This window comes from Streptomyces colwelliae, assembly GCF_048158785.1.
Taxonomy (GTDB): domain Bacteria; phylum Actinomycetota; class Actinomycetes; order Streptomycetales; family Streptomycetaceae; genus Streptomyces.
Genome location: NZ_JBLTJC010000374.1, coordinates 1 through 9,832, shown reverse-complemented (window position 1 = coordinate 9,832; position 9,832 = coordinate 1). Strand labels below are relative to the sequence as shown.

10 protein-coding genes are annotated in these 9,832 nt (G+C 70.4%); 6 read left to right on the top strand and 4 right to left on the bottom strand.

Annotated elements, in window-relative coordinates:
* The first annotated feature begins 401 nt into the window (after positions 1 to 401).
* Genes ACNFOC_RS44385 through ACNFOC_RS44375 form a run of 3 tightly spaced genes read left to right on the top strand, consistent with a single transcriptional unit; the run spans position 402 to position 2,433 of the window.
* Positions 402 to 1,190 carry a TolB family protein gene (locus ACNFOC_RS44385; protein WP_416964686.1) on the top strand — a complete coding sequence of 263 codons (789 nt, stop codon included), beginning with the start codon at positions 402 to 404 and terminating at the stop codon, positions 1,188 to 1,190.
* Positions 1,191 to 1,219: 29 nt separating this feature from the next.
* Positions 1,220 to 2,134: a HipA family kinase gene (locus ACNFOC_RS44380; RefSeq protein WP_416964687.1), complete on the top strand. Its 915-nt coding sequence runs from the start codon at positions 1,220 to 1,222 to the stop codon at positions 2,132 to 2,134.
* A gap of 11 nt (positions 2,135 to 2,145) precedes the next feature.
* Positions 2,146 to 2,433, top strand: coding sequence for an Rdx family protein (locus ACNFOC_RS44375; protein ID WP_416964685.1), 288 nt, complete (start codon positions 2,146 to 2,148; stop codon positions 2,431 to 2,433).
* 24 nt (positions 2,434 to 2,457) lie between these two features.
* Here ACNFOC_RS44375 and aceB read toward each other — a convergent pair whose 3' ends face one another.
* Both aceB and ACNFOC_RS44365 read right to left on the bottom strand, forming a co-directional pair.
* Positions 2,458 to 4,080 (bottom strand): malate synthase A, encoded by a 1,623-nt coding sequence (gene aceB, locus ACNFOC_RS44370; RefSeq protein ID WP_416964684.1) that lies wholly within the window; start codon positions 4,078 to 4,080, stop codon positions 2,458 to 2,460.
* A gap of 187 nt (positions 4,081 to 4,267) precedes the next feature.
* Positions 4,268 to 4,867 carry a nucleotidyltransferase family protein gene (locus ACNFOC_RS44365; protein ID WP_416964683.1) on the bottom strand — a complete coding sequence of 200 codons (600 nt, stop codon included), beginning with the start codon at positions 4,865 to 4,867 and terminating at the stop codon, positions 4,268 to 4,270.
* Positions 4,868 to 5,057: 190 nt separating this feature from the next.
* Between ACNFOC_RS44365 and ACNFOC_RS44360 the strand changes: the two genes are divergently transcribed.
* Positions 5,058 to 5,378: a DUF5955 family protein gene (locus tag ACNFOC_RS44360; RefSeq protein ID WP_078532552.1), complete on the top strand. Its 321-nt coding sequence runs from the start codon at positions 5,058 to 5,060 to the stop codon at positions 5,376 to 5,378.
* Between the two features lies 1 nt (position 5,379).
* Here ACNFOC_RS44360 and ACNFOC_RS44355 read toward each other — a convergent pair whose 3' ends face one another.
* Together ACNFOC_RS44355 and ACNFOC_RS44350 are read right to left on the bottom strand one after the other, a co-directional pair.
* Positions 5,380 to 6,081, bottom strand: a complete 702-nt coding sequence (locus ACNFOC_RS44355; protein ID WP_416964682.1) for a DUF6304 family protein — start codon at positions 6,079 to 6,081, stop codon at positions 5,380 to 5,382.
* Positions 6,078 to 6,872, bottom strand: coding sequence for an IclR family transcriptional regulator (locus ACNFOC_RS44350; RefSeq protein WP_416964681.1), 795 nt, complete (start codon positions 6,870 to 6,872; stop codon positions 6,078 to 6,080). Before ACNFOC_RS44350 ends, ACNFOC_RS44355 begins: the two co-directional genes overlap by 4 nt.
* A 283-nt stretch (positions 6,873 to 7,155) precedes the next feature.
* Here ACNFOC_RS44350 and allB point away from each other — a divergent pair, with 283 nt between their 5' ends.
* Both allB and alc read left to right on the top strand, forming a co-directional pair.
* Positions 7,156 to 8,493 carry an allantoinase AllB gene (gene allB / locus ACNFOC_RS44345; protein WP_416964680.1) on the top strand — a complete coding sequence of 446 codons (1,338 nt, stop codon included), beginning with the start codon at positions 7,156 to 7,158 and terminating at the stop codon, positions 8,491 to 8,493.
* 50 nt (positions 8,494 to 8,543) lie between these two features.
* Positions 8,544 to 9,659: an allantoicase gene (gene alc / locus ACNFOC_RS44340; RefSeq protein ID WP_416964679.1), complete on the top strand. Its 1,116-nt coding sequence runs from the start codon at positions 8,544 to 8,546 to the stop codon at positions 9,657 to 9,659.
* The last annotated feature ends 173 nt before the right edge of the window (positions 9,660 to 9,832 follow it).

Here is a 9,832-nt window from a genome sequence, read left to right as displayed (position 1 = left end):
CGGTGGACGGTCAGTCCGTCCGCGCTGTGCGGCATCATGACGTCGCCGTCGCCGCGGNACAGGTCGGCCACCACCCGAGAACGCCTGCGCACCGGCGGCCTCACCCTCACAACCATCGCCCACACCGGGCCGGCGCCGAACGGGTCGTCGCGCAGCTCCTGGGCGATCTCCTCCCGCCTGGCGGAGCCGGACCGGTGGGCGGGAGCGGGGATCGTCAGGGTCGCCGTAGGACAGTCGTCGTAGGGGCGTTCTTGGTGGTCGCGGCGGCTACCGCGGGGCTGCTCGTGTGGCATCCCTGGGCCGGTTCCGAGCAGAAGGACGACTCCGGTGCCGGGGGAACCTCGCCTGCGCCCGTGCGGTCGACCGCCGCCGCGTTTCCCGATGCTCCGCTGCTGGTTCGGATGGACACGGATCCCGGGTCGTCGACGTGTCACAGCGTGATCGGGCGCCGGGACTCCACCGAGGACGACCCGAAGCAGTTGATCGACGGGACGTGTGACGTGCTGCCGCAGTGGTCCCCCGATCACAAGTCGTTCGCGTTCACCCGCAGGACGGGGCAGGAGTCGGCGGTCTGGACGGCGAACGCTGACGGTACCGACGTCCGTCGGGTCGCCGCGATCTCGGGTGGCCGGGTGTCCTGGTCCCCGGACGGCAAGCGGCTGGCCGTGCTGCGTCGGCAGGACGGGGTGCAGCAACTGTTCGCCGTGACCGTGGCGGACGGCTCCGCGCAGCAACTGACCACCGGCAGCGCGAAGGTGGAGGACCCGGCGTGGTCCCCCGACGGCAAGCACATCGCCATCTGCCTTCAGAAGACGTCTGGTTGGCAGATCCACGTCGTCGACCCGGCGCGGCCGGGCGCCACACCCAGGCAGGTCACCCACCAGTCCCGGCGGGCGCTCGACCCCGTCTGGTCCCCGGACGGCCGTTACTTCGCCTACACCGCCGGGGCACCCGATGTGGGGACAGGGGGAGACATCCACACCGTCAAGGCGGACGGCACGGGCGACCGGACGCTGGTGCGGACCGCCGCTCAGGAGATGGACCCGGTCTGGTCGCCCGACGGCAGGTGGGTGGCGTTCGTCCGGGGCCCCTTCGACCAGCCGGCGATCTGGGCCGTCCGCACGGACGGCACGGGCGAACGCAGGCTCACCACCGGCAGCACACCGGAGGGCCACCCCTCCTGGCGTTGACCTGCCTCTATGCTCGTTTCATGCCGGACATGCTGAGAGAGGTCACCGCGACCCGCTACATCGAGCCCCTGCGCTCCGGCGGTTCCGTCCCTGGCGTCGTCGAGGCCGACGACCTCGGCACCTACGTCGTGAAGTTCACCGGCTCCGCGCAGGGCCGCAAAGCGCTGGTCGCCGAGGTGATCGTCGGGGAGCTGGCCCGCGCTCTCGGCCTGCGCTTCCCCGAGCTGGTCCTGGTGCACTTCGATCCGGCGATCGCCGACGAGGAACCCCACCAGGAGGTACGGGACCTGCACAGCGCGAGCGCCGGCCTGAACCTCGGCATGGACTTTCTGCCGGGCGCGCGGGATTTCACCCCGGAGATCGCCGCCCGGTGCACCGTCGATCCGCTGGAGGCCGGGAAGATCGTCTGGCTCGACGCGTTGACCGTCAACGTCGACCGTACGGTGCACAGTTCGAACCTGATGATCTGGCCCACGCTCGGAATCGCGCCCCCGCGCCTGTGGCTCATCGACCACGGCGCCGCCCTCGTCTTCCACCACCGCTGGGACGGCGCCGACCCCGCGAAGTCCTACGACTTCCGCCACCACGCCCTCGGCCACCACGGCCCGAACACCCGTGCCGCGGATACCGAGTTGGCCCCCAAGGTGACCGAGGAACTGCTGCGCAGCATCGCGGCCGAGGTGCCGGACGCCTGGCTGGCCGACGAACCGGGCTTCGCGACACCCGAGGCCGTACGGGAGGCTTACGTCGCCTATCTCCACGCGCGCGTGGAGGCTTCCGCGGCCTGGCTCCCCACCGACTTCCCCAGCCGGGAGGAACGCGCCGCCGAGGAGGCCCTCCGCGCGGCGAAGACACAGCAGGGCCGCCCGAGTTGGCTCAAGCGGGTCCCCGACCTGCACGGCAAGCCGGCGGCGGAACAGGATTGGTCGGTACACCTCGGATGACAGACGCCCCTATGGACAACCCCGTACAGCCGGAGCACCGTGTCCAGATCGAGTACTGCACCCAGTGCCGTTGGCTGCCCCGCGCGGCCTGGCTGGCGCAGGAACTCCTCACCACCTTCGAGACCGAGCTGACGGAACTGTCCCTGAAGCCCGGCACCGGCGGCGTCTTCGTCGTCCGTGTCGACGACGAGGTGATCTGGGACCGCCGCGGACAGGGCTTCCCGGAACCGACGGCCGTGAAGAAGCTCGTACGCGACCGAGTGGCCCCGGGAAAGTCCCTGGGCCACTCGGACAAGTGAGCTGTTGCTGACGGCAGTTGGAGGTCAGCCCTTGAGCTGCTCGTACGCGGGCAGCGTCAGGAAGTCCGCGTAGTCGTCGTCGAGCGCGACCTCCAGGAGCAGGTCGTGGGCCTGCTGCCAGTGGCCCGCGGCGAAGGCGTCCGCGCCGATCTCGGCGCGGATGTTCTCCAGCTCCTCGGCGGCAACCTTCCGTGCCAGCTCGGGAGTCGCCTTCTCACCGTTCTCGAACTCGACGCCCGCGTTGATCCACTGCCAGATCTGCGAGCGCGAGATCTCGGCGGTGGCCGCGTCCTCCATCAGGTTGAAGATGGCGACCGCGCCGAGCCCGCGCAGCCATGCCTCGATGTAACGGATGCCCACCTGAACGGCGTTGACGAGCCCCGGGTACGTCGGCTTCGCGTGCAGCGAGTCCACGGCGATCAGGTCGGCCGCCTTGACGTCGACGTCCTCGCGCAGCCGGTCCTTCTGGTTCGGCTTCTCGCCGAGCATCGCGTCGAACGAGGCCATGGCGATCGGCACCAGGTCCGGGTGGGCCACCCACGACCCGTCGAAACCGTCCCCGGCCTCACGGTCCTTGTCCGCCTTGACCTTCTCGAACGCGACCTTGTTGACCGCCTCGTCACGGCGCGACGGGATGAACGCCGCCATACCGCCGATCGCGTGCGCCCCGCGCTTGTGGCAGGTACGCACGAGGAGTTCGGTGTACGCCCGCATGAACGGGGCCGTCATCGTCACCGCGTTGCGGTCCGGGAGGACGAACCTGGGCCCGCCGTCACGGAAGTTCTTCACGATGGAGAACAGGTAGTCCCAGCGGCCCGCGTTCAACCCCGAGGCGTGGTCGCGGAGTTCGTAGAGGATCTCCTCCATCTCGTACGCCGCCGTGATCGTCTCGATCAGCACGGTCGCGCGGACGGTGCCCTGCGGGACGCCGACGTAGTCCTGCGCGAAGACGAACACGTCGTTCCACAGCCGGGCTTCGAGGTGCGACTCGGTCTTCGGGAGGTAGAAGTACGGACCCTTGCCGAGGTCCAGCAGCCGCTGCGCGTTGTGGAAGAAGTACAGCCCGAAGTCCACGAAGGCGCCCGGGACTTGCTCACCGTCGACCAGGAGGTGACGCTCGTTGAGGTGCCAGCCGCGCGGCCGCATCACGACGGTCGCCAGCTCGTCCTCGGCCTTCAGGGCGTACGACTTACCGGAGTTGGGGTCGGTGAAGTCGATCGCGCGGGTGTAGGCGTCGATCAGGTTGAGCTGGCCCGTGACGACGTTCTCCCAGGTCGGCGCGGAGGCGTCCTCGAAGTCCGCGAGCCAGATCTTCGCGCCCGAGTTGAGGGCGTTGATCGTCATCTTGCGGTCGGTGGGGCCGGTGATCTCGACGCGCCGGTCGTTCAGGGCGGCGGGGGAGGGGGCCACCTTCCAGGAGTCGTCGGCGCGGATCGCGGCGGTCTCCGGGAGGAAGTCGAGGGTGGAGGTACGGGCGATCTCCGCGCGGCGCTCGGCCCGGCGGGCGAGGAGTCCGGCCCGGCGGGGCGTGAACCGGCGGTGCAGCTCGGCCACGAAGGCGAGGGCCTCGTCGGTGAGGACCTCGTCCTGTCGGGGCAGGGGTTCGGCGTCGACGATGACCGGCGAGGACGGCGCTGGTGCGGACATGAACTGTCACTTCCTTCAGCGAGCGAGGCACCGGGTGCCAGGTGACCCGGGTAGGGCTGGGAGCACCCGAGGGGCCGTCGGGCGCTTCTGAACAGTGGATACTAGTTTCCTCATCGTGGAAGTTCAATGGTTTGTTGACGTCGAGATTCTCCGGATCGAGCCAAAGTGGCGCTCAGTGCCACCCCGCTCACTCAAGGTGGACGAGGTCCGCCTCAGTGTCGATGTCGTACGGCCGCGCCGCATCCCCGCACTCGACGAGCGTGACCGCGTCCGCGTGCGCCTTGAGATATGCCCGCGCCCCCCGGTCCCCGGTCGCGCTCTCCGCGATCCCGGCCCAGTGCGCGGCACCGAACAGCACCGGATGCCCGCGTACCCCGTCGTAGGCGGCCGAGACGAGTGAGTCCGTGCCGGTGAACCCGGCGAGCACCCGCGCCACCGCCTCCGCGCCGATCCCGGGCTGGTCGACGAGCGACACGAGCACCGCCCGCGCCCCCGTGCCCGAGAGCGAGTCGAGCCCCGCCCGCAGCGAGGACCCCATCCCCTGCTCCCACTCCGGGTTCTCCACGAGCACACACCCGGCCAGCTCCGCCTGCTCCCGTACGGCGTCGGCGCGCGCCCCCAGGACCACGTGGACGCGGGTGAGGCCCGCCGCGCGCAGGACCCCGACCGCGTGCTCCACGAGGGGCCGCCCCCGGTGTCGTAGCAGCGCCTTGGGCCGCCCGCCGAGCCGCCGGCCGCCTCCCGCGGCGAGCAGCAGCCCGGCGACCTGGTCTTCGTTTCGCGTCATACCTCCTGCATACCTGAAGCGGCGGCGACCGCAGGGAATCCTCAGACTTAATTTCGGTCCGTGGAGTGGCGCACCCCGTACCGGGTGGCGTTTACTGGCCCGCGTCCCTCGGCGCCCGACCAGTGTTGCGGGGTGCGCGCGGCGGGATCACAAAGTTCTTGCGCACGAAGACGTGCGAGGGGGGAGAGCTGTGTTGCGGAGCTTGGGGCAGAGGCCAGTGACCGGCAGCGACGAGGATCCGAGGGTGGCGGAACTGCGGACCGCGGTGTCCCGGTTGCGCCGCGAACTGGCCGCGCATCCGGCCGAGTTCCCCGACCGGGTCATCGCCGAGGACGAACTCGCGGCGCTGGCCGCGATGACCATCGACGGTATCCCCGAAATCCCGCGCCTGCGCCGCTCGTTGCTCCTGATCGCCGGCGCGATCGGCTCGGTGAGCGCACTCGCGAGGGGTCTGACGGACGTACGCAACGCCGTGGACCTGTTCGGTCAACCCCGGGGCGGGCAGGGCTAGTTCACGACAAGGGGCGCGCCGGGAACGATCCACGGTAGCCCGTGTCCCCGGCCCGGTGCTCGAACTCCCCGCACAGCCAGGTCTCTTGGACGAACTCGGTGAGTTCCTGCCAGACGGCGAAGATGCCCGTCGGGCCGTGCTTCCCGTCGACCTGGCGGTAGCGGTCCTTGGCGTCACGGAAACAGGCGAGCCCCGCCATGAGCCCGTTGCCCGCCGGGCTGTAGTCGGACCAGGCGCACGCGACGCAGGCCCGGAGCCGTACGCCTGCCGGGAGGAGCCAGCGCTGGAGGTCGTTCAGGGCGTCCTCGAAGGTGTCATGGTCCTCCGTGGTGAGGTGCTCGTGCCCGTCCAGGCGCAGGATGGTGAACAGCCGCTCGAATTCCAGGCCCTTGCCCGGTCCGGCCGGCGCCCCGAGCCACAGCGCGCAGTCCAGCACCGCCGTCCGTACGCCCTGCCCCTCGACCGTGACGGGCATCGGCACCTCCCACTCCAGGAGGCAGGCGCACAGCGCCCCGTCGAAGAAGGTGAACGGGGCCTCGGGCGGCTCGCCGCCGAGCGCGCCGAGGTCGTCCATGCTGTCGCCCTCGAAGCGGACACCCCGGATCGTCGTGCGGATCGACTCCCGGCCGTCCGACTCGAAGACGACGGCCTCGTTGCCGTGCCGGTCGGTGTACCGGCCGGGCCAGAACTGCACGGCGCTCACGCGGGGTTCTGGCTGGCCAGTGCCTCCGACAGTTCGCCGGCCACCTGCTGGAGCACCGGCACGATCTTCTCGGTCGCCGACTCGGTGACCCGGCCCGCCGGGCCCGAGATCGAAATCGCGGCGGCGGTGGGGGAGTTGGGCACGGACACGGCGAGGCAGCGCACGCCGATCTCCTGCTCGTTGTCGTCGATCGCGTAGCCGAGGCGGCGCACGTCCTCCAGCGCCGCGAGGAAACCGTCCGCCGTGGTGATCGTCTTCTCGGTCGCGGCGGGCATGCCGGTACGGGCGAGCAGCGCGCGCACCTCGTTGTCCGGGGTGTTGGCGAGCAGGGCCTTGCCGACGCCGGTGGAGTGCGGCAGGACGCGCCGGCCGACCTCGGTGAACATGCGCATCGAGTGCTTGGACGGCACCTGCGCGACGTACACGATCTCGTCGCCGTCGAGCAGCGCCATGTTCGCCGTCTCGCCGGTCTCCTCGACCAGCCGGGCGAGATAGGGGCGGGCCCAGGTACCGAGCAGCCGGGACGCGGACTCGCCGAGGCGGATCAGGCGCGGGCCGAGCGCGTACCGGCGGTTCGCCTGCTGACGGACGTAACCGCAGACCACGAGCGTGCGCATCAGGCGGTGGATGGTGGGGAGCGGCAGGCCGCTGCTCGCGGAGAGCTCGCTCAGGCCGACCTCACCGCCCGCGTCGGCCATCCGCTCCAGCAGGTCGAAGGCGCGCTCGAGGGACTGGACACCACCGGTGGCGGACTTGGTGGAATCGGTGGTGCTGGCGCTGGACGGCGGCACGGCGCGTTCCTTTCGGCACGGGCGGGAAGGGCTGAAGCCTACCCGGGGGTCGGTTGACTCCCCGCCTGTGCGTAGCTACGTTCTGCTTGCCGGAAGTTTAATTCCGCTTTGTGGAAACGTCCAGAGTGTGCGCGTGAAGCGCATCGTGGAGAAGTGTGCCCTTGACGGTACGGGAGCGGGAGTGAAGACTCCTTCAACAGAACGTTGAATCCCGTTACGTGGACGTAAATCCCGTTTCCCGGAAGTAACGGAAGTGGCAACGGCGGCAGAGAGAGGGGTCCGGGTGTCCGACGCTGAACTGGTGGTGCGCTCCACACGTGTCATCACTCCCGAGGGGACACGCGCGGCGGCGGTCGCCGTCGCCGGGGGAAAGATCACGGCCGTCCTCCCGTACGACGCCCAAGTCCCGTCCGGGGCACGGTTCGAGGACTTCGGCGACGACGTCCTGCTGCCCGGCCTGGTCGACACCCACGTCCATGTGAACGACCCCGGGCGCACCCACTGGGAGGGCTTCTGGACCGCCACGCGCGCGGCGGCGGCCGGCGGTATCACCACCCTGATCGACATGCCGCTCAACTCCCTCCCGCCGACGACGACGGTCGACAACCTCCGTACGAAGCAGGAAGTCGCGGCGACGAAAGCCCACATGGACGTCGGCTTCTGGGGCGGTGCCCTGACCGACAACGTCAAGGACCTGCGCCCGCTGCACGACGCCGGGGTCTTCGGCTTCAAGGCGTTCCTGTCCCCGTCCGGCGTGGACGAGTTCCCGCACCTCGACCAGGACCAACTCGCCCTGTCCCTCGCCGAGATCGCCGGTTTCGACGGCCTGCTCATCGTCCACGCGGAGGACCCGCACCACCTCGAAGCGGCCCCGCAGCAGGGCGGCCCCAAGTACGCCGACTTCCTCGCCAGCCGCCCGCGCGACGCCGAGGACACGGCCATCGCGGGGCTCATCGCGCAGGCGAAGCGCCTCAACGCGCGCGTGCACGTGCTCCACCTGTCCTCGTCCGACGCACTCCCGCTCATCGCCGCCGCGAAGGCCGAGGGTGTCCGCATCACCGTCGAGACGTGTCCCCACTACTTGACCCTCACGGCCGAGGAAGTCCCGGACGGCGCAAGCGAGTTCAAGTGCTGCCCGCCCATCCGCGAGTCCGCCAACCAGGACCTCCTGTGGCAGGCACTGGCCGACGGCACGATCGACTGCGTGGTGACGGACCACTCACCGTCGACGGCCGACCTGAAGACCGACGACTTCGCCACGGCGTGGGGCGGCATCTCCGGCCTCCAGCTGAGCCTGGCGGCGGTGTGGACGGAGGCGCGCAAGCGCGGCCACGACCTCACGGACGTCGTCCGCTGGATGTCCTCAAGGACGGCGCAGCTGGCTGGACTTGACCAGAAGGGCGCCATCGAGGCGGGCCGCGACGCGGACTTCGCGGTCCTCGCGCCCGAGGAGACGTTCACCGTCGACCCCGTGGCCCTGCAACACCGAAACCGTGTCACGGCGTACGCCGGAAAGACCCTCAGCGGCGTCGTGAAGTCGACGTGGCTGCGCGGCGAACGCATCGTGCTGGACGGCGAGTTCACCGACCCGAAGGGCCAACTCCTGACCCGTACCCCCTGATTCCCCCCCCCGCACCCGCAGCGGCCGACTCCCGAAAGGCAGACCCAGCAGTGACGGCGATTCCCAGTTTCACCGGCGACGCGAACCCCTACGGAGGCGGTGACCCGTACGCGGACTACCGCACGGCCGACTTCCCCTTCACCCAGTACGCCAACCTCGCCGACCGGCAGCTCGGCGCCGGTGTCATCGCCGCCAACGACGAGTTCTTCGCCCAGCGCGAGAACCTCCTGGTGCCCGGGCCCGCGGAGTTCGACCCCGAGCACTTCGGTCACAAGGGCAAGATCATGGACGGCTGGGAGACCCGCCGCCGCCGCGGCGCCTCGGCCGAGCACCCCTGGCCGACGGCGGAGGACCACGACTGGGCATTGGTCCGCCTCGGAGCCCCCGGCGTCATCCGGGGCATCGTGGTGGACACGGCCCACTTCCGAGGCAACTACCCGCAGGCGGTGTCGGTGGAGGGCACCTCGCTCCCGGGCTCCCCGTCCCCCGAGGACCTGCTCGCCGACGACGTGAAGTGGACACCCTTGGTCCCCCGCACGCCGGTCGGCGGCCACGCGGCGAATGGTTTCTCCGTCTCGACCGAACAACGCTTCACGCACATCCGCGTCAACCAGCACCCCGACGGCGGCATCGCCCGCCTCCGGGTCTACGGCGAGGTCGTCCCCGACCCCGACTGGCTGGCGGCGCTGGGTACTTTCGACGTGGTCGCCCTGGAGAACGGCGGCGGCGCCGAGGACGCCTCCAACCTCTTCTACTCGCCCGCGAGCAACACCATCCAGCCCGGCCGCTCCCGCAAGATGGACGACGGCTGGGAAACCCGCCGCCGCCGCGACCAGGGCAACGACTGGATCCGCTACCGCCTGGCGGCCCAGTCCCAGATCCGCGCCCTGGAGATCGACACGGCGTACCTGAAGGGCAACAGCGCGGGCTGGGCGTCGGTGTCGGTACGTGACGGCGAGACCGGCGACTGGACCGAGATCCTCCCGCGCACCCGCCTCCAGCCCGACACGAACCACCGCTTCGTGCTCCCGACCCCGGCGATCGGCACGCACGCACGCGTGGACATCTATCCGGATGGTGGGATCTCGCGCTTGCGGCTGTTCGGCTCACTGACGGAGCAGGGGGCGGCGACACTGGCGGCCCGCCATCAGGAGCTGGGCGGCTGACGCGCGCTGCCACCAAGTGCCGGACGGGCTGATTCTCAGCCTCGCCGGCACTTCTCGGACGCGGGCAGGCACTATCCAGCCTGTCCGGCGCCTCTCCAACGCAGGCCGGCACCCTCCAGCCCGTCCGGCGTTTGAGGACGAGGCCCCTTCAGGGCCGATGGGGGTCTGGGGGC

Bases quoted from the DNA above. Each gene is read 5' to 3' on its own strand.
- ACNFOC_RS44385 (WP_416964686.1), top strand. From the start codon at position 402: ATGGACACGGATCCCGGGTCGTCGACGTGTCACAGCGTGATCGGGCGC.
- ACNFOC_RS44380 (WP_416964687.1), top strand. From the start codon at position 1,220: ATGCTGAGAGAGGTCACCGCGACCCGCTACATCGAGCCCCTGCGCTCC.
- ACNFOC_RS44375 (WP_416964685.1), top strand. From the start codon at position 2,146: ATGGACAACCCCGTACAGCCGGAGCACCGTGTCCAGATCGAGTACTGC.
- aceB (WP_416964684.1), bottom strand. From the start codon at position 4,080: ATGTCCGCACCAGCGCCGTCCTCGCCGGTCATCGTCGACGCCGAACCC.
- ACNFOC_RS44365 (WP_416964683.1), bottom strand. From the start codon at position 4,867: ATGACGCGAAACGAAGACCAGGTCGCCGGGCTGCTGCTCGCCGCGGGA.